This is a genomic window from Escherichia sp. E4385, assembly GCF_963883145.1.
In the GTDB taxonomy this organism is placed as follows: Bacteria; Pseudomonadota; Gammaproteobacteria; order Enterobacterales; family Enterobacteriaceae; genus Escherichia.
Window position 1 is genome coordinate 132831 of sequence record NZ_CAWOOJ010000001.1, and the last position, 24686, is coordinate 157516.

Consider the following 24686-nt stretch of genomic DNA (forward strand, 5'->3'; position numbering starts at 1 on the left):
AAGCGACGGACGGGATCTTCTTTCAGACTTATGGCATAATGCGCGGTTTGTCATATCTCTTTTCAGGATACGCCTGTGTTAGTTTCCAGTAACGTCACCATGCAGTTTGGCAGTAAGCCGTTGTTTGAAAACATTTCCGTCAAATTTGGCGGCGGCAACCGTTACGGCCTGATTGGCGCGAACGGTAGTGGTAAATCCACCTTTATGAAAATCCTCGGCGGCGACCTTGAGCCGACGCTGGGCAACGTTTCCCTCGATCCGAATGAGCGCATTGGTAAGCTGCGCCAGGATCAATTTGCCTTTGAAGAGTACACCGTGCTGGATACGGTGATCATGGGGCATAAAGAGTTGTGGGAAGTGAAGCAAGAGCGCGACCGCATCTATGCTTTGCCGGAAATGAGCGAAGAAGATGGCTACAAAGTGGCCGATCTGGAAGTGAAATACGGCGAAATGGACGGTTACTCTGCAGAATCGCGTGCGGGGGAATTGTTGCTTGGCGTCGGTATTCCACTGGAACAACACTACGGCCCGATGAGTGAAGTTGCTCCTGGCTGGAAGCTGCGTGTGCTGCTGGCGCAGGCGCTGTTTGCTGACCCGGACATTCTCCTGCTCGACGAACCGACCAACAACCTGGACATCGACACCATTCGCTGGCTGGAGCAGGTGCTGAACGAGCGTGACAGTACCATGATCATCATTTCGCACGACCGTCACTTCCTCAACATGGTTTGTACCCACATGGCGGATCTGGACTACGGCGAACTGCGCGTTTATCCGGGCAACTACGATGAGTACATGACGGCCGCGACCCAGGCGCGTGAACGTCTGCTGGCTGATAATGCCAAGAAGAAAGCGCAGATTGCTGAGCTGCAATCCTTCGTTAGCCGCTTTAGCGCCAACGCCTCGAAATCTCGCCAGGCGACTTCGCGCGCGCGTCAGATTGATAAAATCAAACTGGAAGAGGTAAAAGCCTCCAGCCGTCAGAACCCGTTCATCCGTTTTGAGCAGGATAAGAAACTGTTCCGTAACGCGCTGGAAGTGGAAGGTCTGACAAAAGGTTTTGATAACGGTCCGCTGTTTAAAAATCTTAACCTGCTGCTGGAAGTCGGTGAAAAACTGGCGGTACTGGGTACCAACGGCGTCGGTAAATCGACCCTGTTGAAAACACTGGTGGGCGATCTGCAACCGGACAGCGGCACCGTAAAATGGTCTGAGAACGCGCGCATTGGTTACTATGCCCAGGACCACGAATATGAGTTTGAAAATGATCTGACCGTGTTCGAATGGATGAGCCAGTGGAAGCAGGAAGGCGATGACGAGCAGGCGGTACGCAGCATTCTCGGTCGTTTACTGTTCAGCCAGGACGATATCAAAAAGCCAGCTAAAGTGCTTTCCGGTGGGGAAAAAGGGCGGATGCTGTTTGGTAAGTTAATGATGCAGAAACCGAATATTCTGATCATGGACGAACCGACCAACCACCTGGATATGGAATCCATCGAGTCACTGAACATGGCGCTGGAACTGTATCAGGGTACGCTGATCTTTGTTTCTCACGACCGTGAGTTTGTAAGCTCCCTGGCGACCCGCATTCTGGAAATCACTCCGGAACGCGTGATCGACTTTAGCGGTAATTACGAAGATTACCTGCGTAGTAAAGGGATCGAATAAGTTATTATCTGTAACCCCGATAGCGTCGGGGTTACAGAACGTTAACAAGGTGATTTTTATTTTTTCCGAATGCAATGTGAAAAGTATATACTCTTAATATTCGATTTTAAAATTAAATGAAAGAAGATGATATATCATAAAAATTGTGAATATATTTTGTGGTAAACATATTGTAATGTTATTTTCTTTATAAGAACTCAAGTGCTATTTTATATTCCTTTATTATTCAACAAAAGGAATGAATATGAGCATTTGGGAACGTTTTTTTGGTAGTAAAGAAAAAGATTCATTTAATACAGAAGGGGTTTTGGTAGCGAATGCTGAAATTGAAAATCCACTAAGTTTGGTTGTTGTATTTGATACCCTTCCGGAAAATAATTCAAAAGAACTCACCCGCTTGTTGCGCAATTATCACTCTACTATGAAACAGGCGAAGTGTGAACTTGAGCCTGAAGCGGATTTTTTCGGTTTAGCAGGGTGGGGAAAACATGTTATTTCAATGGTCGGATTTAAAGCACCTTACCCACAAGAATCCATCGAGCAATGCGTCGTGCCAGCTCATTACTCACAGGAAGTAAAAGAGCAGGTACGGGCAACTGGTGCAAATATTATTTTATATTATAAGGGTTATGACACTTCGCCTTTAGAGCAATATGTTGCGTTGGCTGCGGTTGCCGGTGCATTAAGTAACATGGGAGCTGTCGCTGTATTAAATGAATCGGCTCATACTTCATTACCTGCGGGGGTATTTAAGTCTCAGGAATTAGGTAAGCATAGTCTGGAAATGTGGCGCGAGGGTTTTCCGCTGACATTAATATTTTGTGGATTTGTGAAGTATGAAGTTGAGGATGTCGAAGGTGTATGGATGCGTACCTATGGTGCTGATTGCTTTGGGCTACCAGATTTCGCAGCACACGCACAAGGGCATCACGAAGGGCAAAAATACTCTGATATTTTCAATAATGTTCTGCGTTATCTGCTTGAAAGTGGAGCAGAAATGGCTGCCGGGCATACCATGCAAGTTGGTGAAACAACATTTATGAAATTGCGCGATCCCCTTGACGATGAATATTACTTACAGGGACCTGGGACCACATTAGTGGTTGAACTGATTGAACAAGACGAGTGTAATACTCATTGAGAAATCGGGGCAATTGCCCCGACTCTCGTTAAAGAGTAAACGGCGGTTTATTTTCCAGCATCGCCTGAATCACATTCAGCGCGCCTTCATGATTATTGTCATCGGTAGCGTAATGAGCGATTTGTTTAATATTTTCCGCAGCATTGCCCATCGCAAAGGAATAACGCGCCATTTTCAGCATCTCCGCATCGTTACCGCTGTCGCCAATCGCTACCACATTTTGCGGCGACAGATCCCAGCGTTTCAGTAACCGCGAAATACCGTTCGCTTTATGCAGGCCAGGTATAATCAGGTCAATAAACCCAAAACCACTGGTCACCGGTTTCATAATGCCGTCGAGTGCAATGTGCAGTTTGTCTATCACCTGTGGGATCTGTTCATCTGGCAGGTTCAGAGAAAACTTGAACAGTACGTCGTCAATGTCCTGGTAATCCTTTACAGGTTTCAGGCGATGGTAGTGTTTTGCCATCAATGCAACGAATGATTCCGGGGCATTTTCACTGATGTATGCACTTTGCAGACCACAGGCAACAAAATTCAGTTGTTTATCTTTCAATAACTCGCCAATAACAATCCGCGATTCATGTCGGGTCAGTTCGCCGTGAAAAAGCTGCTTGCCGTGTTCGTAAACCAGAGCGCCGTTTTCTGCAACAAAAGAGATTTCATCTTTTAGCTCAGGGAAGAAGGAAATGAGCTGGTAATATTGGTTACCGCTGGCGACAACGAACTCAATATCGCGATTTTTCAGTTCCTGATATTGCGCCATAAAACGCTCATGATTGTACGTTTTGGCGTCGTTTAGAAAAGTACCGTCCATGTCTGTGACGATAACTTTTACGCTCATAAGAAGTGCTCCTGGCAATGAATGCAAACCGCCACAGTGTAATAACAATGTGACGCAGGGCACAAATTTATTTCGAATGTAATTGAGCGAGAAATTGATACTGTGAATGATATAGCCCGGCGACGGTGGCCGCCGGGCGGAAGAGTTACAGCATATGTTCGGTACGGGCGATGATATCGTCCTGCGCGTCTGGAGAGAGCGCGGTGAAGAAGGCGGAATAACCTGCTACGCGCACCACCAGATCGCGGTATTGATCCGGATGTTTTTTCGCTTCCAGCAATGTTTCGCGGGAAACGATGTTGTACTGAATGTGCCAGCCTTTATGCACTTCGAAGAAGGTGCGCAGCAGGATCATCAGTTTCTGCTTGTCAGATTCGTTCTCCAGCGTCGCCGGGTTCAGTTTCTGGTTGAGCAACACACCGCCGAGAATCGCTGCGGTAGGCAGTTTACCCACTGAGCCAATAACCGCCGTTGGGCCGAGATGGTCGGTACCGGAGGCCGGGCTTGCGCCTTCTGCCAGCGGGGTATGCGCTTTACGTCCGTCCGGCGTTGCCATAGTCTGCGCGCCGAATGGTACGTTGGCGGAAATAGATGATGTACCTGCGTAATAATTGCCGCCGATCGGGCCACGACCGTAGCGTGGGTTATGATACTGTTTCAGTTCGTCGATATAGGTCTGATAAGCACGAGCCAGCAGCGTATCGACGCTATCATCGTCATTGCCGTACTTCGGCGCGCCGTTAATCAGACGCTGACGCAACTGCTCGTGAGTCAGACCGTCGAAGTCTTCCGCCAGTGCGGCAGCCAGTTGTTGCTGACCAATCGCGCCCTGTTCAAATACCAGTTTCTTCACTGCCGCCAGGCTGTTGCCGAGGTTAGCAATGCCGACCTGCAGGCCAGAAACCCAGTCATATTTCGCGCCGCCTTGCTTGATACTTTTCGTTCGCTCAATACAGTCATCCACCAGCGCCGAGCAGAGAATATCGTGCACGTTCTCTTCCAGCATGGTGTCGACGACATATTCGATTTCGATTGATTTGCGGGTGTAGTAACGGATTTGCGTATCCCACGCGTCCATGACTTCATCGAAGTTGTTGAAGTTACCCGCTGACAACGCTTTTTCTTGTGGCAGGAACACTTTGCCGCTGGTGGCATCACGACCACCTTCCAGCGCCGCCAGCATCACGCGAGCGAAGTTGATAAAGCTCATGCCGGTGCAACGATAGCCCCATTTACCGCCGACGGCGGTTTCGATACAACCAATCGCTGCGTAGTCGTAAGCGTCCTGCGGTTCAATACCGAGTTTAATAAATTCCGGAATCACGATTTCGTCGTTGTTGAACGCAGGCATCCCGAAGCCGCAGCGGATCACCTGCACACAGGCATCGAGGAAATCGTTGCTCATTCCCGCATGGTAACGCACGCTGAGGTTAGGCTGAGTCGAACGCAGGCGACCGCAAGATTCGAGGATTGCGTAAGAGAGTGGATTCACCGCGTCCATCGGCTGACCATCAACCAGATTTTGCCCGCCAATGGTGACGTTCTGATACAGCGGACTTCCCGCAGAGGCTTTTGAGTGCGAGCCGGAGCGGATCTTGTTCACTTCCAGCAGTTTCAGCCAGCAGCTATGCAGCATCTCGATAGCGTGTTCACGATCCAGCGTCTGGTTGAGTTCAACGTCGCGGCGATAGTACGGATAGAGATACTGATCCATACGACCAAACGACACCGAGTGACCGTTAGATTCAATCTGCAAAATCAACTGGATGAAGTAGCACAGTTGCAGCGCCTGCCAGAAAGTTTGCGGCGGCTGGTGGGCGATGATGTCGCAGTTTTCTGCCATCGCCAGCAGTTCATCGCGACGACTTTCGCGGGATTCGGTGGCGGCCATTTCTCGCGCCAGAGCAGCGAAACGTTCAATGTGTTCACTGACTGCCACCAGTACGATATCAATCGCTTTGAGGAACTGCTCGCCGTGCAAATCTTCCAGCACAGTCAGGTTGATACGTGAGCGGCGCTCTGCCACTTTCTCGCGCAGACCATCAAGCCCTTTTTCCAACAGCAGCGGGAAATTGACCGCCAGGTGCGCATCGCCGGAGGTCATATTGCCCTCCGCTTTAATGATGCCAGTCGCCAGCAGGCCTTTTTGCTCATCGGTAAACATGCCATAGCAGCGATCCTGTACCGTCTGACCGCGCCACCATGGGCACACTTCATGCAGAACACGTTTGTTCTCTTCGCTGACCGCAAAACCAGCACCCGGACGATCCGCCAGATCATCAATCTCTTTTTCGATCCAGGAGACGGTATATTCCGGGAAGATCGGCGCGGCGCGAACTTCGCTTGCCTGGTTGCCAATGATCAACTCATCGTGTTTGATCCAGATGGTGCGATTCGCCAGGTGGTGCGCCAGCGCCAGCGCGCGACGTACCGGGATTGGCTTGTCGAGATGTTGTTGATACATCTCAGTATAGTGCTGTGCGCGCTCGGTACAGACCGGCGGTTTCACAATATGCACCAGCGCATTTTTGTGCGCTTTAATGCGGTCGCTGAGCGTGTCCAGTTTCAGTGTTGTCATGATTGTTATCCTCGTAAGGTCGCGGTTAACCCTTTCTGGCAGGCATACTGCTGGGCAAAGTCGAGCAGTTCTGGCGCATCAAGCGGTTTTTCCGGGGCGTCATAGGGCAGATTAAGTAAGTGATATTTGTTGATGCCCAGCGTGTGGTAGGGCAAGAAATGGATTTCGTTAACGTGCAGTTCACTGGCGGCAAAATCAGTAATGGCTTTCACACTGGCTTCATCGGCATTAAAGCCCTGAATCAGCGGCACGCGAATGATGATTTTTTTGCCCGCTGCGGCGAGTTTTTTCAGATTATCCAGCACTCTGGTGGCGCTGCCGTCAGTCCACTGTTTAAACGGCGCGTCGGCAACGTGTTTTAAATCGGCAAGAAACAGATCGATATACGGCAAAGAAGGGGCGATGTATTTCCACGGCACATGCAGACAGGTTTCTACCGCAGTATGAATACCGGCTTCGTGGCTGGCTTGCAGTAGTGCCATTGCCATTTCCGGCTGCATAAACGGCTCACCACCGGAAAGCGTTAAGCCGCCGCCGCTGCGATCGTAAAACGGTTTGTCGCGCAGAACGGTCGCCATGATCTCCTCAACGCTTTTCGCTTCACCGCACACGGTTAATGCCTGAGTCGGACAGCAATCGGTCAGCGCCTTCAGATGTTCAGGCGTTAACTTTTCCCTGTGAATGAGTAAACCATTCAGCGCGCGCTCAATCACTTCCGGAGCGGTTTTTGAGCATAGTTCGCAGCCTTCCAGACACAGTCGTGCGTCATACAGCAGATCTTGCGTGCGGGCGCGGCTTTCCGGGTTCTGACACCAGCGGCAGCCCAGCGAGCACCCCTTAAGGAAAACTACCGTGCGGATACCGGGACCGTCGTGGGTCGAATAGCGCTGAATGTTGAAAATCATAGATGCCCCTTTTTTTCGTTCAAACATTAAAATACTTTCGAATGAAAGTTAGATTGATGTGCATCAACTGTTCAGAGAGTTTTTTCGTGATAGTCTGATTTCATACAAAAGTAGATTTAGAGGATGACTATGGAACTGTATCTGGATACTTCAGACGTCGCCGCAGTGAAGACGCTGGCTCGTGTTTTTCCGTTGGCGGGTGTGACCACTAATCCAAGTATTGTGGCGGCAGGTAAGAAGCCTCTGGAAGTTTTACTTCCTGAGTTACATGAGGCGATGGGCGGACAGGGGCGTTTGTTTGCGCAGGTCATGTCTACTACTGCTGAAGGTATGGTGAACGATGCGCGTAAACTGCGTTCTATTATTGCGGATATCGTGGTTAAAGTACCTGTGACTGCCGAGGGGCTGGCAGCGATTAAGCTATTAAAAGCGGAAGGTATTCCGACGTTGGGTACGGCGGTGTATGGCGCGGCGCAAGGGCTGCTGTCGGCGCTGGCGGGGGCAGAGTATGTTGCGCCTTACGTCAACCGAATTGATGCCCAGGGCGGGAGTGGTATTCAGACTGTGACCGACTTACACCAGTTACTGAAAATGCACGCGCCACAGGCGAAAGTGCTGGCAGCCAGTTTCAAAACCCCGCGTCAGGCGCTGGACTGCTTATTGGCAGGATGCGAATCAATCACACTGCCGCTGGATGTCGCGCAACAGATGATTAGCTATCCGGCAGTTGATGCCGCCGTGGCGAAGTTTGAGCAGGACTGGCAGGGGGCGTTTGGCAGAACGTCGATTTAACAGGGCGCTTGTCATCCTCATAAATTGCTGTTGACGTGGCGGAGTGCACTGATTCCTGCCGCGTCTTATCAGACCTGGAAATCTGCGCCCGAACCGTAGGCCAGATAAGGCGTTCACGCCGCATCTGGCGTCTGGATCAAATGCCTGATGCGCCGCTTGCCGGGTCTTATCAGGCCTGGAGCTGGCAATTACTGCCCGCACACCTCACACCCCGGATTACGCATCAGTTTCATTTCGCGAAACTGACAGGTCATCGCATCGTACATCACGATTTTCCCGCTGGCAGGTTTGCCATAACCTGCCAGCAGTTTGATCGCTTCCATTGCCTGCAACGAACCAATCACCCCAATCAACGGTGCCATTACGCCCGCTTCCACGCAGGTTAACGCGTTCTCGCCAAACAAACGGCTAAGGCAGCGATAGCACGGCTCACCGTCCTGATAAGTAAAGACCGTGATTTGCCCTTCCATACGAATTGCCGCGCCGGAAACCAGCGGCACCTTCGCGGCAAAACAGCCCGCGTTCAGTTGATTACGTACCGCAACGTTATCCGTACAGTCGAGCACCAGATTGTGTTCAGCAATCAACGCAGCCAGTTCAGCGTCATCAAGCAACGCGTTTATCGGCGTAATCGCGATATGTGGATTGATCCGCGCCAGTGCGTCACGGGCTGATTCTACCTTCGGTTGCCCGACCGTGGCATCACTGTGCAGCGTCTGGCGCTGCAAATTTGAGAGCGAAACCGTGTCGAAGTCGAGCAGCGTCAGGTTACCGACGCCGGCGCTTGCCAGATACTGCGAGGCTGCGCAGCCGAGGCCGCCCAGGCCAACGACCAGCACGCGGGAATCTTTCAATGCTTCCTGACCGTCAAAATCAAAACCATGCAGGATGATTTGCCGATTGTAGCGCAGCATCTCCTGATCGCTGAGTTCCGCCATTACAGGCCTCCGAACAACGCATTAAATGGCTCGACTTCCACCCATTCGCCCGCTTCAACATTGCCGCGATCGCGCTCCAGCACGATAAAGCAGTTGCCGAGGCTAAAGGAGCTAAATATATGTGAACCCTGATGCCCGGTGGTCGTAACTTCCAGCTCGCCGTCGGCGTTGCGTTGCAGCACGCCGCGCTGGAAATCAAGACGTCCAGGGGATTTCTTCAGACGAGATGCCGTGCGTACGCGCTGGCGCGCGGGCAGGCCACTGGCGGTATTGCCGCTTAGTTTGGCCAGCAAAGGTTGTACCAATTGATAGAAGGTCAGCGTTGCAGAAACCGGATTGCCCGGCAGGCCGCAGAACCAGCTATTAGAGAGTTTACCAAACGCGAACGGTTTGCCCGGTTTAATCGCCAGTTTCCAGAAAGCAATTTCGCCCAGTTCTTCGAGAATGGTTTTGGTGTAATCCGCCTCACCAACCGAAACACCACCGGAACTGATCACCACATCCGCCTGGCTGTCGGCTTCAATAAATGCGGCGCGCAGGGCATGTGGATCGTCGCGAATAATCCCTAAGTTGATCACTTCGCATCCCAACTGTTCTAACATCAAATGCACCGCGAGGCGGTTGGTATCGTAAATTTGCCCGTCGCCCAGAGGCTGACCGGGTAACTGCAACTCATCACCCGTGGAAAATAGCGCCACTCGCACTTTACGAATCACCGGAACGTCGGCAATCCCTAGCGAAGCAATCACTGGCAGTTCAGCGGTAGTCAGGCGAGTACCTGCTGGGAAAACAACCGCGCCCGCAGAGATATCTTCACCGCGACGGCGAATATTTTGCCCGCTATGCACTTCAGCGGTAAAACGCACGCCATTGTCCGTTAGTTCAGTCTGTTCCTGCATGACCACTGCTTCGCAGCCTTCCGGTACTGGTGCGCCAGTCATAATGCGGATGCAGGTGCCAGCGGGCCACTCTCCATGATAAGGCTGACCGGCAAACGACTTCCCGGCAACGGGCAGCGGTTGTCCGGAGGTGATATCGGCCAAACGTACCGCGTAACCGTCCATTGCGGAGTTATCAAACCCTGGGACATCCAGCGGCGAAACCACATCGCTCGCCAGAATACGGCCAAAACACTGTACCAGTGGCAGCGTTTCCTGGGCGGTCAGTGGGGTAACGCGAGAAAGCATCTCATTAAGCGCGGTGTCGAGCGACATCAATCCGGTGGTAAATTCCATGAAAACACTCCTGCGGAGGCAAAATCGAATTTGCCTATTATGTCAGAAAAACGCCACAGACTGTATGCCACCTCGGTCGTAGAGCAGACGCTCGCCTTTACATGCCATATACATCTTTCTATATTCAAAAATTGAATGAGTAATTCATAAAAATTCTGATATTTATAGCAAAAGTGGCGAGCCACCCTTAATGGACGAAGACTATGGGCAAAGCAGTCATTGCAATCCACGGCGGCGCAGGCGCAATTAGCCGCGCACAGATGAGTCTGCAACAGGAATTACGCTACATTGAGGCGCTGTCTGCCATTGTTGAAACCGGACAGCAAATGCTCGAAGCGGGTGAAAGCGCGCTGGATGTGGTGACAGAAGCGGTGCGCCTGCTGGAAGAGTGTCCGCTCTTTAACGCCGGAATTGGCGCCGTCTTTACGCGTGATGAAACGCATGAACTGGACGCCTGCGTGATGGATGGCAACACACTGAAAGCGGGGGCGGTGGCGGGCATTAGTCATCTGCGTAATCCGGTTCTTGCCGCCCGGCTGGTGATGGAGCAAAGCCCGCATGTGATGATGATTGGTGAGGGGGCGGAAAACTTTGCTTTTTCTCATGGCATGGAGCGCGTCTCGCCGGAGATTTTCTCCACGCCGTTGCGTTATGAACAACTACTGGCAGCGCGCGAGGAAGGGGCAACAGTCCTCGACCATAGCGGCGCTCCGCTGGATGAAAAACAAAAAATGGGCACCGTGGGGGCCGTGGCGTTGGATTTAGACGGCAATCTGGCGGCCGCCACGTCCACGGGCGGAATGACCAATAAATTACCCGGACGAGTGGGCGATAGTCCCTTAGTGGGTGCCGGATGCTACGCCAATAACGCCAGTGTGGCGGTTTCTTGTACCGGTACGGGCGAAGTCTTCATCCGCGCGCTGGCGGCGTATGACATCGGCGCGTTAATGGATTATGGCGGTCTAAGCCTCGCGGAAGCCTGCGAGCGGGTGGTGATGGAAAAACTCCCTGCGCTTGGCGGCAGCGGTGGCTTAATCGCTATCGACCACGAAGGTAACGTCGCACTACCGTTTAACACCGAAGGAATGTATCGCGCCTGGGGCTATGCAGGCGATACACCAACCACTGGTATCTACCGCGAAAAAGGGGACACCGTTGCCACACAGTGATGAACTTGATGCCGGTGATGTCCTGGCGGTCGATAATCTCAACATTGCCTTTATGCAGGACCAGCAGAAAGTGGCTGCGGTGCGCAATCTTTCTTTTCGGCTGCGACGCGGTGAGACGCTGGCCATTGTCGGGGAATCAGGTTCCGGTAAATCTGTCACAGCACTGGCATTGATGCGTCTATTGGAACAAGCAGGCGGTCTGGTGCAGTGCGATAAAATGCTGTTGCGGCGATGCAGTCGTGAAGTGATTGAGCTTAACGAGCAGAGTGCCAGTCAAATACAACATGTGCGCGGCGCAGATATCGCGATGATTTTTCAGGAGCCGATGACCTCGCTGAATCCGGTATTTACAGTGGGTGAGCAGATTGCCGAGTCTATCCGTTTGCATCAAAACGCCAGTCGTGAACAGGCGATGGTAGAGGCGAAGCGGATGCTGGATCAGGTTCGCATCCCGGAAGCCCAAACCATTCTTTCGCGTTATCCGCATCAACTCTCCGGCGGGATGCGCCAGCGAGTGATGATTGCAATGGCGCTGTCATGTCGCCCGGCGGTGCTGATTGCGGATGAACCGACCACCGCACTGGATGTCACCATTCAGGCGCAGATCCTGCAATTAATCAAAGTATTGCAAAAAGAGATGTCGATGGGCGTCATCTTTATCACTCACGACATGGGCGTGGTGGCAGAGATTGCCGATCGGGTGCTGGTGATGTATCAGGGCGAAGCGGTCGAAACGGGCAGCGTTGAACAGATTTTTCATGCGCCACAGCATCCTTATACCCGCGCGCTGTTGGCTGCCGTGCCGCAGTTGGGGGCGATGAAAGGGCAAGATTATCCTCGCCGTTTCCCGCTGATATCGCTTGAAGATCCGGCTAAACAGGAACGACCTGTCGAGCAGAAAACGGTGGTTGATGGCGACCCTGTTTTACAGGTGCGTAATCTGGTGACCCGTTTCCCTTTACGTAGTGGCTTACTGAATCGCGTTACGCGAGAAGTGCATGCGGTTGAGAAGGTCAGTTTTGATCTCTGGCCGGGCGAAACGTTGTCGCTGGTGGGAGAGTCCGGGAGTGGCAAATCAACCACCGGTAGGGCGTTGCTGCGCCTGGTTGAATCCCAGGGCGGCGAAATCATCTTCAAAGGGCAGCGAATCGATACCCTTTCACCTGGCAAACTTCAGGCATTGCGTCGCGACATCCAGTTTATTTTTCAGGATCCTTACGCCTCGCTGGATCCACGACAGACCATTGGTGATTCGATTGTTGAACCGCTGCGCGTACACGGTTTATTGCAAGGTAAAGAAGCTGCTGCACGCGTTGCGTGGTTGCTGGAACGCGTTGGCCTGTTACCTGAACATGCGTGGCGTTACCCGCATGAGTTTTCCGGCGGTCAGCGTCAGCGCATCTGCATTGCTCGCGCGTTGGCGCTGAACCCGAAAGTGATCATTGCCGATGAAGCCGTCTCGGCGCTGGATGTTTCTATCCGTGGGCAAATCATCAACTTGTTGCTCGATCTCCAGCGCGAGTTTGGCATCGCCTTTCTGTTTATCTCCCACGATATGGCCGTTGTAGAGCGGATTAGTCATCGTGTGGCGGTGATGTATCTCGGGCAAATCGTTGAAATTGGTCCACGGCGCGCGGTCTTTGAAAATCCGCAGCACCCCTATACACGTAAATTACTGGCGGCAGTTCCGGTCGCTGAACCGTCCCGACTACGACCGCAGCGCGTGCTGCTGTCGGATGATCTTCCCAGCAATATTCATCTGCGTGGCGAAGAAGTTGCCGCCGTCTCGTTGCAATGCGTCGGGCCAGGGCATTACGTCGCACAACCACAATCAGAGTACGCATTTTTGCGTAGATAACATTCAGGCGGAGAATAAAATGGCAAGAGCTGTACACCGTAGTGGGTTAGTGGCGCTGGGCATTGCCGCAGCGTTGATGGCACCTTGTGCATTCGCTGCCAAAGATGTGGTTGTGGCAGTGGGATCGAACTTCACTACGCTCGATCCGTATGACGCGAATGACACGTTATCTCAGGCCGTAGCGAAATCTTTTTATCAGGGACTGTTCGGCCTGGATAAAGAGATGAAACTGAAAAACGTGCTGGCGGAGAGTTATACCGTTTCCGATGACGGCCTCACTTACACCGTGAAATTGCGCGAAGGGATTAAGTTCCAGGATGGCACCGACTTTAACGCCGCAGCCGTCAAAGCGAATCTGGACCGAGCCAGCGATCCGGCAAATCATCTAAAACGCTATAACCTGTACAAAAATATTGCCAAAACTGAAGCGGTCGATCCGACAACGGTGAAGATTACGCTCAGGCAACCGTTCTCCGCGTTTATTAACATCCTCGCTCACCCGGCGACCGCGATGATTTCACCGGCGGCGCTGGAAAAATATGGTAAGGAGATTGGTTTTCACCCGGTCGGAACTGGCCCGTATGAACTGGATACCTGGAACCAGACCGATTTTGTGAAGGTTAAAAAATTTGCGGGTTACTGGCAGCCAGGCTTGCCCAAACTGGACAGCATCACCTGGCGTCCGGTGGCGGACAACAATACCCGCGCGGCAATGCTGCAAACCGGTGAAGCGCAGTTTGCTTTCCCTATCCCTTATGAACAAGCTGCGCTACTGGACAAGAACAAAAATATCGAGCTGATGGCCAGCCCGTCGATTATGCAGCGTTATATCAGTATGAACGTGACGCAGAAACCATTCGATAACCCAAAAGTGCGTGAGGCGCTGAATTACGCCATCAACCGTCAGGCACTGGTGAAAGTGGCCTTTGCGGGATATGCCGTTCCTGCCACTGGTGTGGTGCCACCGAGTATTGCCTACGCGCAAAGTTATAAACCGTGGCCTTACGATCCGGCTAAAGCGCGCGAACTATTAAAAGAGGCGGGATATCCCAACGGTTTCAGCACCACATTGTGGTCATCACATAATCACAGTACCGCGCAGAAAGTGCTGCAATTTACCCAGCAACAGCTAGCGCAGGTGGGGATTAAAGCCCAGGTAACGGCGATGGATGCCGGGCAGCGGGCGGCAGAAGTTGAAGGTAAAGGGCAGAAAGAGAGCGGCGTGCGAATGTTCTATACTGGCTGGTCGGCCTCGACCGGTGAAGCTGACTGGGCGCTATCGCCGCTGTTCGCCTCGCAGAACTGGCCACCGACGCTGTTTAATACTGCGTTTTACAGCAATAAGCAGGTGGATGACGAGCTTGCCCAGGCGCTGAAAACCAACGATCCGGCGGAAAAGGCGCGCTTGTATAAGGCGGCGCAGGATACCATCTGGCAAGAGTCGCCGTGGATCCCGCTGGTGGTAGAAAAACTGGTGTCGGCACACAGCAAAAAACTGAGCGGTTTTTGGATTATGCCAGACACTGGCTTTAGCTTTGAAGATGCGGATTTGCAATAAGTAGCGCAGGGAGAGGAATGCTTAATTACGTTATCAAACGCTTGCTGGGGCTGATTCCGACGCTGTTTATTGTCTCGGTGCTGGTGTTTTTGTTTGTCCATATGCTACCCGGCGACCCGGCGCGATTGATTGCCGGTCCAGAAGCCGATGCGCAGGTCATCGAACTGGTGCGTCAGCAACTGGGGCTGGATCAGCCGCTGTATCACCAGTTCTGGCACTATATCAGCAATGCCGTGCAGGGGGATTTTGGTCTGTCGATGGTGTCGCGTCGTCCGGTTGCCGAGGAGATCGCCAGCCGTTTCATGCCTACGCTGTGGTTGACCATTACCAGTATGACATGGGCGGTGCTGTTCGGCATGGCGGCGGGTATTATCGCCGCCGTCTGGCGTAACCGTTGGCCGGATCGATTAAGTATGACCATCGCAGTATCAGGAATTTCATTTCCGGCATTTGCGCTCGGAATACTGCTGATTCAGGTTTTCTCTGTTGAACTGGGCTGGTTGCCTACCGTAGGTGCAGACAGTTGGCAGCATTACATATTACCTTCTCTGACGCTCGGCGCGGCGGTGGCGGCAGTGATGGCGCGTTTTACCCGCGCCTCGTTTGTTGACGTTTTAAATGAAGATTATATGCGTACCGCGAGGGCGAAAGGGGTAAGCGAAACCTGGGTTGTCCTCAAGCATGGTTTACGCAACGCCATGATCCCTGTGGTCACCATGATGGGATTGCAGTTTGGCTTTTTGCTCGGTGGTTCCATTGTGGTGGAGAAAGTTTTCAACTGGCCCGGACTTGGACGCTTACTCGTTGACTCCGTAGAAATGCGTGATTACCCGGTGATTCAGGCAGAAATTCTGCTCTTCTCGCTGGAGTTTATTCTTATCAACTTAGTGGTGGATGTGCTTTACGCCGCCATTAACCCGGCTATCAGGTACAAGTAAGGATGCGACTATTTAACTGGCGACGTCAGGCGGTGTTAAACGCTATGCCACTGGTAAAACCTGACCAGGTACGTACACCGTGGCATGAATTCTGGCGACGTTTTCGTCGTCAGCATATGGCGATGGCCGCCGCACTGTTCGTCATTTTGCTGATTGTGGTGGCAATTTTTGCCCGTTGGATCGCCCCCTATGATGCCGAGAATTTTTTCGATTATGACAACCTGAATAACGGACCTTCTTTGCAACACTGGTTTGGTGTCGACTCGCTGGGGCGTGATATTTTCAGCCGTGTCCTGGTCGGCGCGCAAATCTCGCTGGCGGCGGGTGTGTTTGCTGTCTTTATTGGTGCGGCGATCGGTACGCTATTGGGCTTACTGGCGGGATATTACGAAGGCTGGTGGGACCGATTGATTATGCGTATTTGCGATGTGCTGTTTGCCTTCCCGGGTATTTTACTGGCGATTGCTGTTGTTGCGGTGTTAGGAAGCGGTATTGCCAACGTAATTATCGCAGTCGCCATCTTTTCCATTCCGGCTTTTGCCCGTCTGGTGCGCGGCAACACGCTGGTGTTGAAACAGCAAACTTTTATTGAATCGGCGCGCAGTATTGGTGCCAGCGACATGACCATCTTGTTGCGCCATATCTTGCCCGGGACTGTCTCTTCCATTGTCGTCTTTTTCACAATGCGTATTGGCACTTCGATCATCTCGGCTGCCAGCCTTTCATTTCTTGGCCTGGGGGCGCAGCCGCCGACACCAGAATGGGGGGCTATGCTCAATGAAGCGCGAGCGGATATGGTCATCGCGCCGCATGTGGCGGTTTTCCCGGCACTCGCTATCTTCCTTACCGTGCTGGCTTTCAACTTGCTGGGCGATGGCTTACGCGACGCGCTGGACCCGAAAATTAAAGCATAGCCACGGCAGAATATTGCTTAAAAATGTAATGGCGTCATAGGAAATTATTGCTATACGCAAATGTTGTAACTTTCTGCCGATTTTGTAGAATCAGGTAATTGGGTAAATATGCTGCTGTAAAAGTCTATTTATGCAGCAGGGCAGCGTACTGATAGTTATTTTGTTACGTGTATTAACATGCTTAGTTTATACGAAAAGATAAAGATAAGACTGATTATTTTATTTTTGTTGGCTACGCTGTCATTTATTGGTCTTTTTTTCATCATTAACTATCAGTTGGTATCGGAAAGGGTGGTAAAACGTGCCGATAGCCGCTTTGAACTTATTCAAAAAAACGTAGGTTATTTTTTTAAAGATATTGAGCGTTCTGCCTTAACGTTAAAGGACTCGTTGTATTTATTAAAAAACAGTGAAGAAATTAAACGTGCCGTCATTCTGAAAATGGAAATGATGCCATTTCTGGATTCGGTAGGATTGGTACTGGATGATAATAAATATTATCTCTTTTCACGTCGGGCGAATGATAAAATCATTGTTTACCATCAGGAAAAAGTAAATGGGCCGCTTGTCGATGAGGCAGGACGCGTCATCTTTGCCGACTTTAACCCGTCGCAGCGGCCCTGGTCGGTGGCATCAGACAACTCGGTCAGTAGTTGGAATCCGGCCTACAATTGCTTTGATCGACCAGGGAAAAAGTGTATCTCTTTTACCCTACGAATTAATGGAAAAGACCGTGACTTACTGGCGGTTAACAAAATTCATGTTGACTTAAACTGGCGCTATCTGAATGAATATCTTGATCAAATCAGTTCGACTGATGAAGTGCTGTTTTTGAAACAAGGCCATGAGATCATCGCCAAAAACCAACTCGCCCGTGAAAAACTGATTATTTATAATAGCGAAGGAAATTATAACATTATTGATTCTTTCGATACGGAATATATCGCAAGAACATCAGAAGTTCCAAATAACGCGTTGTTCGAAATATATTTTTATTATCCCACAGGTAATTTATTTAACGCATCAGATAAACTCTTTTATCTACCATTTGTATTTATTATTATCGTACTGCTGTTGGTTTACTTAATGACCACGCGTGTGTTTCGTCGACAATTTTCCGAAATGACAGAACTGGTCAATACGCTGGAGTTTTTGCCCGATTCTACTGAACAAATGCAGGCGCTGAAAATCCGTGAAGGCGATGCGAAAGAGATTATTAGCATCAAAAATTCCATAGCGGAAATGAAAGATGCCGAAATTGAACGTTCGAATAAACTGCTCTCGCTAATCTCCTACGATCAGGAGAGTGGTTTTATCAAAAACTTGGCGATTATTGAATCTAATAATAACCAATATCTGGCCGTCGGGATCATCAAACTGTGCGGACTGGAAGCCGTCGAAGCTGTGTTTGGCGTCGAGGAACGCAATAAAATCGTCAGGAAACTGTGTCAGCGAATTGCCGAGAAATATGCGCAATGCTGCGATATAGTGACATTCAATGCCGATCTCTATTTATTATTGTGCCGGGAAAATGTACAGACGTTTACCCGCAAGATAGCGATGGTAAATGATTTTGACAGCAGCTTTGGTTATCGTAATCTGCGTATACACAAATCTGCCATTTGTGAACCTTTGAAAGGTGAAAATGCCTGGAGTTATGCCGAAAAACTGAAACTGGCGATTTCCAGTATCCGTGACCATATGTTCTCTGAGTTTATTTTCTGTGATGACGCGAAACTCAACGAAATTGAAGAGAATATCTGGATTGCGCGTAATATTCGCCATGCAATGGAAATAGGCGAATTGTTTTTAGTCTATCAACCGATTGTTGATATGAAAACCAGAGACATTATCGGCGCAGAAGCATTATGCCGCTGGATCTCTGCGGAACGAGGGATAATCTCACCGCTGAAGTTTGTTACGATTGCTGAAGATATTGGGTTTATCAATGAGCTTGGCTATCAAATTATTAAAACCGCAATGCGTGAATTCAGGCATTTTAGCCAGCGTGCGGCCCTGAAGGACGGTTTCTTACTGCATATTAATGTGTCACCCTGGCAGCTAAACGAACCACACTTTCATGAGCATTTTACAACTATCATGAAAGAACATGGTCTGCAGGCGAATAGTATCTGTATTGAGATCACTGAAACAGTGATCGAACGAATTAATGAACATTTTTATCTCAATATTGCACAACTGCGTAAACAAGGGGTAGGGATATCGATTGATGACTTTGGCACAGGGCTGTCAAACCTGAAACGTTTTTATGAAATTAACCCTGACAGCATAAAAGTAGATTCACAATTTACCGGCGATATTTTCGGCACCGCGGGAAAAATTGTACGCATTATCTTCGACCTGGCACGCTATAACCAGATTCCGGTGATTGCAGAAGGTGTTGAGAGCGAAGAGGTTGCGCGTGAATTAATCAAATTAGGCTGTGTTCAGGCCCAAGGGTATCTGTACCAGAAGCCTATGCCATTCTCTGCCTGGGATAAAAGTGGAAAGTTAGTAAAAGAGTAGTTTAGGTATGTCCAGAATCAATAAATTCGTACTTACAGTCAGTCTGCTGATTTTTATTATGATTTCGGCAGTTGCCTGCGGGATCTACACTCAAATGGTGAAAGAACGGGTGTATGGCCTGAAACAGTCCGTTATTGATACTGCTTTTGCGGTGGCAAATATTGCTGAATATCGGCGTAGTGTGGCAATTGATCTCATCAATACGCTAAACCCTACGGAAGAACAATTGCTGGTTGGCTTACGCACAGCCTATGCCGATTCGGTTTCTCCTTCTTATTTGTATGATGTTGGACCTTATCTGATTTCCAGTGATGAGTGTATTCAGGTAAAGGAGTACGAGAATAACTATTGTACAAATATCATGCAGGTGGTTAAATATTTGCATGTTAAGAATACGGGGTTTATCTCTTTTGACGGTAAAACCTTCGTCTATTATCTCTACCCGGTTAGCCATAATCGTAGTCTGATATTTTTGCTTGGGCTGGAGCGCTTTTCTTTACTGTCAAAATCACTGGCAATGGACAGCGATAACCTGATGTTCTCACTTTTTAAGAATGGCAAATCGGTTACTGGTGATGAATATAACGCCAAAAACGCCATCTTCACTGTTTCGGAAGCGATGGAGCACTTCTCCTATTTGCCGACAGGATTGTATGTGTTTGCCTATAAAAAAGACGTTTATTTTCAGGTATGTACGTTGATCATCTTCTTTGCCGCATTGGTGGCGGTTATATCAGGGGCCAGCTGCCTCTATCTGGTACGCAGAGTGATCAATCAGGGCATTGTTGAAAAAGAAGCCATTATTAATAACCATTTTGACCGTGTGCTGGACGGTGGGCTTTTCTTCTCGGCGGCGGATGTCAAAAAACTCTACAGTACGTATAACTCAGCGTTTCTTGACGACCTGACCAAAGCGATGGGCAGAAAATCCTTTGACGAAGACTTAAAAGCCTTGCCGGAAAAAGGCGGATATTTGTGCCTGTTTGACGTCGATAAATTCAAGAACATTAACGACACCTTCGGTCATTTGTTGGGCGATGAAGTGTTGATTAAGGTTGTGAAAATCCTTAAATCACAAATTCCGGTGGATAAAGGCAAAGTCTATCGTTTTGGCGGCGACGAATTTGCGGTGATTTATACAGGTGGAACGCTGGAAGAGTTGCTATCGATATTAAAAGAAATCGTTCATTTCCAGGTGGGAAGCATTAATTTAAGCACCAGTATCGGCGTAGCGCATTCAAATGAATGTACCACCGTTGAACGGCTGAAAATTCTGGCAGATGAGCGACTGTATAAGAGTAAGAAAAACGGCAGGGCGCAGATTAGCTGGCAATAATGTTTATTAGCAGGCCGGGAAAATAAATTTGCCCGGCCTGGCATTAATTAAACTCGACTACCCCACAAATCGTACTCATCGGCATGCTCGACTTTCACACGCAGGATGTCGCCCGGCTTAACCTTGGTTTCACCGTTGAGATAGACCGCGCCGTCGATTTCCGGCGCATCAGCCATACTGCGGCCAATCGCGCCTTCTTCATCCACTTCGTCGATGATCACCAGAATTTCACGGCCAACTTTCTCCTGCAGGCGCTCGGCGGAAATCTGTTGTTGCAGTTGCATGAAGCGATTCCAGCGTTCTTCTTTCACTTCTTCCGGGACCTGGTCCGGCAGAGCATTGGCATCTGCGCCTTCAACCGGGCTGTATTTAAAGCAGCCAACGCGATCCAGACGTGCTTCTTTCAGGAAGTCGAGCAGCATCTGGAAATCTTCTTCCGTCTCGCCAGGGAAGCCGACAATAAAGGTTGAACGCAGGGTCAGTTCTGGGCAGATTTCACGCCATTTTTTGATACGTGCCAGTTGGCGATCAACCGAACCTGGGCGCTTCATCAGTTTGAGAATGCGCGGGCTGGCATGCTGCAGCGGAATATCCAGATATGGCAGGATTTTGCCTTCAGCCATCAGCGGGATGACGTCGTCCACGTGCGGATAAGGGTAAACGTAGTGCAGACGTGTCCAGATCCCCAGTTTCGATAACTGTTCGCACAGGCTGACCATGCTGGTTTTTACCGGCTCGCCGTTGTGGAAGCCAGTACGGTGTTTAACATCTACGCCATAGGCGGAAGTATCCTGTGAGATCACCAGAATCTCTTTAACGCCCGCATCCACCAGACGTTTCGCTTCGCTTAAAACTTCGCCAATCGGGCGGCTCACCAGATCGCCGCGCATTGAAGGAATAATGCAGAAGGTGCAGCGGTGGTTACAGCCTTCGGAAATCTTCAGATAGGCATAATGACGTGGGGTCAACTTAACACCCTGTTCCGGCACCAGGCTCAGGAACGGATTGTGTTTCGGTTTTGGCACGTAGTGATGAACGTGCTCCAGAACCTGCTCGTAGCTATGAGGCCCGGTGATTTCCAGCACTTTCGGGTGGACTTCGCGGATCTGATCTTCTTTTGCCCCCAGACAACCAGTCACAATCACCTTGCCGTTTTCATTCAACGCTTCGCCAATGGCTTCCAGAGATTCTTGCACCGCGCTGTCAATAAAGCCGCAGGTGTTAACGATCACCATATCCGCGTCGTCATAGCTCGGTACAACGTCATAACCTTCAGTACGCAGTTCGGTCAGAATGCGCTCCGAATCGACAAGGTTTTTCGGGCAGCCAAGGGAAACAAAGCCGATTTTCGGCTGGGGAGTTACTTTGCTCATAGCTTAAAAAATATTCAGTTACAGGAAAGGTCAGGGCAGGGATTCTACAGAGTTCTGGATAAAATTTGTATCGTAATCTGGTCAACAGGTGAGGAAAACGCCCCAAATATCGGGGCGCAAATGATTGTCATGCTACTGGGTTTTCAGTTAGCGTCTCCGCAGGCTGGCTGCTGGATTTGTCCCGCAGCGTAAAGACCGAAATAATCGTGAAGCAACCGGCAATCGCCCCCAGGATTAGATAGGTTTCAGCAAAGCCAATGGTGTCATACAGATAGCCGGCAATGGGTGAATAGATTGCCGTGGCGATGGATGCCACAAAAAGCACCAGCAGGTATACCGTCGAAGAGAGTTTATGATCAAAGTTAGCCGCGATAAATTTAAACACAGACACCAGGATCAGTGGTTTTTCGATGGCGTGCATCATTTTAACGGCCGCAATCCACACTGGTCCCAGTTGGATAGCAGAACCGGCAATGCGTAGCGACATAATGGTTCCGGCAATAACCAATGCCCATTTGGCGCCAGTGCGGTTAACAAACCACGGCATCAGACAGAGAAATAAGGTTTCTCCACAGACCTGGACAGAAGCCAGAATCCCGTACCAGCGATTGCCTTCTTCTGGCGTCGGGAATTGCAGCGAAAAATATTGTGCGAATTGTTGATCGTAGGTGTCATAAATTTGCGTTACGAACAGAGTGAACATCAATAAAAACCAGAACTGACTATTTTTCGCCAGTTCAAGCGCATGGATAGCTTTCAACGAATTGGTTTTTTCAATTTCCGCCTCGGTCAGTTCAATTTTGGTAAACATAAAGCAGATTGCGGCGATCACAATGGCACAGCTTGCCAGCCAGAAAGAGAGATTAGGGCTGGTATCAATGTATTTACCCACAATCCACGCGGCAGCGGCCCATCCCAGAGAGCCCCACATTCTTACGCGACCATATTCAAAATGATAACGGCGCGAAACTTTATCTATCCAGGAATCCAGAACGCCACAGCCAGAATTAAAAATGATCCCCAGGTAAACGCCACCCAAAACAGCGCCCAGCCAGAAGTTATGAACCAGAAGCGGGGCATACACATAAATAAAGAATGGGCCTACGGGAAGTAATAATGCGACGAGGATCCAGATGAGTTGTTTCTTAAGACCAAATTTATCGGAGATGAAACCGAAGAACGGCTGCATTAATAACGCAATGAAAGCATTAACGGAATAAAGCAATCCTGTGCGTGTGGCGGTAATTTCCAGATGCTGTGTCGTCCATATGACAAAAAATGCCATCGTTGCCGACCAGGCGAAGAGGTACAGAAAATCGAAAATACTGAGCAAAATATAATTACGTTTACCGGGCAATAACATAGCCATATCCTCAATCACTGGCGTTGGGTCATTTACCGTTGGCACAGGCATTAGCTGTGCTTACTGGTTATTGTTTTGGTATGCATCTCCGGAAATGTCATACGTTAACAATTTCATTTTTACTCTGACCCTGACCGCGATGATTAGGCAATGTGTTAAATGAATGTTTGAGATTTACATCACAATTATTGCTGATAATAAAAAAGATTTAGCGAAACAGATCACTAAATCTTTTTATGAGAACGTATTACTTTTATGCCTTTCGTGTTAGCTCATCTGCCAGTGTGCGAAGGTGTTCAGCAATATTCATCAGATCAGTCTGTGGTGAGTGCAGGGGACCAGCAGAGTTACGCACGACCAGGCGACTGGGAAGGATGGTTGAAGAGCGGAGCATCGCGTGTTCATCGTCCGGCTGTAAAATTTGTTGAACGGCAATTTTCCCTTGTAAATCAAAGTCGATTGCGACCGTCGTTAGCGAAGGTTCAAAAAATGCACTCTCATAGGTGTCGTCATAGCCTATGACAGAAATATCTTGCGGGATTTTACGTTTTTGTTGATGTAAGGCGCTTAATGCCCCCAATGCCATCTGATCATTGGCGATCAGAAGAGCGGTTACCTGTGGTGTTTCACGTAGCATTTGTAACGTCGCCAGATAGCCGCTTTGAGCGTCCCAACTACCATAATGAATGGCCAGCGGCGTCAGTTGGAGTGAAGCGAGGGTGTCGCGCCAGGTATTGAGTCGTAGCCGCGCGGGTACTGAATTTTCAGGGCCAGAGATCAAGCAAAATTGACGATGCCCCAAATCGTAAAGATGTTTCACGCTGGCGCGTGCACCTTCTGCGGGATTAAAAGTGACGTTAAATACCGGGCTATAAGGGTCCACGTCGAGAAACAAACACAATACATCGCTGTTTTCAGCAACCAGTGTTTCAGCCAATGCCATTTCCAGCGGTGCGTTGATAATAATCTTTGTTACCCGTTGTGCTTTTAATTCATTAATTGCAGCCTGAATACCTTTAATATCAACATCGTCAATCATGGATATCAGCACCTGATATCCCTGTTCTCCGGCATATTTTTTCACTGCTGCCGCAATTTGCGAGGGGGCATGCAGGGCAAGTGAAGTTGTAACCAGCCCGACCGTTTTGCTCTCTTTCCCTACCAACTGTTGAGCTACGCGATTTGGAACGTACTTAAGTTCGGCAATGGCTTGTTCAATTTTTTGACGTGTTTTAGCAGACACGTTCGCTGAATTGTTAAGCACCCGCGACACTGTCTGATAAGAAACATTGGCATGACGAGCAACATCGGCAAGGGTTGCAGCTTTGGTTTTCATATTCGCCCCGGCTAAAAGATTTGTCACAGTATACCGCAGTGAATGTCATACGTATCACGCTCACCTGTCTCAGTGCCGGTAAGCTGAACCGACGAACCTGTTTGAAGGGAAAAACGCGTACTTGATCACATTCCTGCCGGACATTCCTTGCATAACGAAGCAATAAATTACTAGATGACATTATTGTGAACGAATAACATTTTTTGTCTGTTTA

18 protein-coding genes are annotated in these 24686 nt (G+C 49.8%); 10 read left to right on the top strand and 8 right to left on the bottom strand.

Annotation, left to right across the window (positions count from 1 at the left end; all coding sequences use genetic code 11):
• Positions 1-75: 75 nt before the first annotated feature.
• Entirely contained in the window at positions 76-1668 is a 1593-nt protein-coding gene (locus AACS80_RS00680) for an ABC-F family ATPase (protein WP_135409741.1), read from the top strand.
• Positions 1669-2065: 397 nt separating this feature from the next.
• Positions 2066-2809, top strand: coding sequence for a DUF4261 domain-containing protein (locus AACS80_RS00685; RefSeq protein WP_135409779.1), 744 nt, complete (start codon positions 2066-2068; stop codon positions 2807-2809).
• 28 nt (positions 2810-2837) lie between these two features.
• Here the strand turns inward: AACS80_RS00685 and ybiV are convergent, their stop codons facing one another.
• From ybiV to AACS80_RS00700, 3 genes are all read right to left on the bottom strand, one after another.
• A complete protein-coding gene (gene ybiV, locus AACS80_RS00690) occupies positions 2838-3653 on the bottom strand; it encodes a sugar-phosphatase YbiV (RefSeq protein ID WP_135409742.1) in 816 nt (271 codons plus the stop codon).
• Positions 3654-3798: 145 nt separating this feature from the next.
• Positions 3799-6231, bottom strand: coding sequence for a glycyl radical protein (locus AACS80_RS00695; RefSeq protein WP_135409743.1), 2433 nt, complete (start codon positions 6229-6231; stop codon positions 3799-3801).
• A 5-nt stretch (positions 6232-6236) separates the two neighbouring features.
• Positions 6237-7136, bottom strand: a complete 900-nt coding sequence (locus AACS80_RS00700) for a glycyl-radical enzyme activating protein (RefSeq protein WP_135409744.1) — start codon at positions 7134-7136, stop codon at positions 6237-6239.
• A gap of 129 nt (positions 7137-7265) precedes the next feature.
• Here AACS80_RS00700 and fsa point away from each other — a divergent pair, with 129 nt between their 5' ends.
• Positions 7266-7928 carry a fructose-6-phosphate aldolase gene (gene fsa / locus AACS80_RS00705; protein WP_130214784.1) on the top strand — a complete coding sequence of 221 codons (663 nt, stop codon included), beginning with the start codon at positions 7266-7268 and terminating at the stop codon, positions 7926-7928.
• A 188-nt stretch (positions 7929-8116) separates the two neighbouring features.
• On the opposite strand, the gene moeB is transcribed toward fsa, so the two are convergent.
• Both moeB and moeA read right to left on the bottom strand, forming a co-directional pair.
• Entirely contained in the window at positions 8117-8866 is a 750-nt protein-coding gene (moeB, locus tag AACS80_RS00710) for a molybdopterin-synthase adenylyltransferase MoeB (protein ID WP_135409745.1), read from the bottom strand.
• Entirely contained in the window at positions 8866-10101 is a 1236-nt protein-coding gene (gene moeA / locus AACS80_RS00715; protein WP_130214780.1) for a molybdopterin molybdotransferase MoeA, read from the bottom strand. The genes moeB and moeA overlap by 1 nt, the downstream gene beginning before the upstream one ends.
• Before the next feature lie 203 nt (positions 10102-10304).
• Here moeA and iaaA point away from each other — a divergent pair, with 203 nt between their 5' ends.
• From iaaA to AACS80_RS00750, 7 genes are all read left to right on the top strand, one after another.
• A complete protein-coding gene (gene iaaA, locus AACS80_RS00720; RefSeq protein ID WP_135409746.1) occupies positions 10305-11270 on the top strand; it encodes a beta-aspartyl-peptidase in 966 nt (321 codons plus the stop codon).
• Positions 11257-13128 (top strand): glutathione ABC transporter ATP-binding protein GsiA, encoded by a 1872-nt coding sequence (gene gsiA / locus AACS80_RS00725; protein ID WP_135409780.1) that lies wholly within the window; start codon positions 11257-11259, stop codon positions 13126-13128. The genes iaaA and gsiA overlap by 14 nt, the downstream gene beginning before the upstream one ends.
• Before the next feature lie 19 nt (positions 13129-13147).
• A complete protein-coding gene (gene gsiB, locus AACS80_RS00730; protein WP_138183611.1) occupies positions 13148-14686 on the top strand; it encodes a glutathione ABC transporter substrate-binding protein GsiB in 1539 nt (512 codons plus the stop codon).
• Positions 14687-14703: 17 nt separating this feature from the next.
• Positions 14704-15624, top strand: a complete 921-nt coding sequence (gsiC, locus tag AACS80_RS00735; protein ID WP_130214772.1) for a glutathione ABC transporter permease GsiC — start codon at positions 14704-14706, stop codon at positions 15622-15624.
• Between the two features lie 2 nt (positions 15625-15626).
• The gene (gene gsiD / locus AACS80_RS00740) at positions 15627-16538 is read left to right on the top strand and encodes a glutathione ABC transporter permease GsiD (protein WP_130205171.1); all 912 of its coding nucleotides are present in this window, start codon (positions 15627-15629) and stop codon (positions 16536-16538) included.
• Positions 16539-16715: 177 nt separating this feature from the next.
• A complete protein-coding gene (locus AACS80_RS00745) occupies positions 16716-19064 on the top strand; it encodes a sensor domain-containing phosphodiesterase (protein ID WP_138183612.1) in 2349 nt (782 codons plus the stop codon).
• A gap of 7 nt (positions 19065-19071) precedes the next feature.
• Positions 19072-20400, top strand: coding sequence for a GGDEF domain-containing protein (locus AACS80_RS00750; RefSeq protein ID WP_138183613.1), 1329 nt, complete (start codon positions 19072-19074; stop codon positions 20398-20400).
• Positions 20401-20447: 47 nt separating this feature from the next.
• Here the strand turns inward: AACS80_RS00750 and rimO are convergent, their stop codons facing one another.
• From rimO to AACS80_RS00765, 3 genes are all read right to left on the bottom strand, one after another.
• Entirely contained in the window at positions 20448-21773 is a 1326-nt protein-coding gene (gene rimO, locus AACS80_RS00755) for a 30S ribosomal protein S12 methylthiotransferase RimO (RefSeq protein ID WP_130205175.1), read from the bottom strand.
• 127 nt (positions 21774-21900) lie between these two features.
• Complete coding sequence (locus AACS80_RS00760; RefSeq protein WP_135409781.1) at positions 21901-23136, bottom strand: oligosaccharide MFS transporter; 1236 nt, start codon at positions 23134-23136, stop codon at positions 21901-21903.
• Between the two features lie 253 nt (positions 23137-23389).
• A complete protein-coding gene (locus AACS80_RS00765; protein WP_138183614.1) occupies positions 23390-24472 on the bottom strand; it encodes a LacI family DNA-binding transcriptional regulator in 1083 nt (360 codons plus the stop codon).
• Positions 24473-24686: the final 214 nt, after the last annotated feature.

Bases quoted from the DNA above. Each gene is read 5' to 3' on its own strand.
- ybiV (WP_135409742.1), bottom strand. From the start codon at position 3,653: ATGAGCGTAAAAGTTATCGTCACAGACATGGACGGTACTTTTCTAAAC.
- AACS80_RS00695 (WP_135409743.1), bottom strand. From the start codon at position 6,231: ATGACAACACTGAAACTGGACACGCTCAGCGACCGCATTAAAGCGCAC.
- AACS80_RS00700 (WP_135409744.1), bottom strand. From the start codon at position 7,136: ATGATTTTCAACATTCAGCGCTATTCGACCCACGACGGTCCCGGTATC.
- fsa (WP_130214784.1), top strand. From the start codon at position 7,266: ATGGAACTGTATCTGGATACTTCAGACGTCGCCGCAGTGAAGACGCTG.
- moeB (WP_135409745.1), bottom strand. From the start codon at position 8,866: ATGGCGGAACTCAGCGATCAGGAGATGCTGCGCTACAATCGGCAAATC.
- moeA (WP_130214780.1), bottom strand. From the start codon at position 10,101: ATGGAATTTACCACCGGATTGATGTCGCTCGACACCGCGCTTAATGAG.
- iaaA (WP_135409746.1), top strand. From the start codon at position 10,305: ATGGGCAAAGCAGTCATTGCAATCCACGGCGGCGCAGGCGCAATTAGC.
- gsiB (WP_138183611.1), top strand. From the start codon at position 13,148: ATGGCAAGAGCTGTACACCGTAGTGGGTTAGTGGCGCTGGGCATTGCC.
- gsiC (WP_130214772.1), top strand. From the start codon at position 14,704: ATGCTTAATTACGTTATCAAACGCTTGCTGGGGCTGATTCCGACGCTG.
- gsiD (WP_130205171.1), top strand. From the start codon at position 15,627: ATGCGACTATTTAACTGGCGACGTCAGGCGGTGTTAAACGCTATGCCA.
- AACS80_RS00745 (WP_138183612.1), top strand. From the start codon at position 16,716: ATGCTTAGTTTATACGAAAAGATAAAGATAAGACTGATTATTTTATTT.
- AACS80_RS00750 (WP_138183613.1), top strand. From the start codon at position 19,072: ATGTCCAGAATCAATAAATTCGTACTTACAGTCAGTCTGCTGATTTTT.
- rimO (WP_130205175.1), bottom strand. From the start codon at position 21,773: ATGAGCAAAGTAACTCCCCAGCCGAAAATCGGCTTTGTTTCCCTTGGC.
- AACS80_RS00760 (WP_135409781.1), bottom strand. From the start codon at position 23,136: ATGTTATTGCCCGGTAAACGTAATTATATTTTGCTCAGTATTTTCGAT.
- AACS80_RS00765 (WP_138183614.1), bottom strand. From the start codon at position 24,472: ATGAAAACCAAAGCTGCAACCCTTGCCGATGTTGCTCGTCATGCCAAT.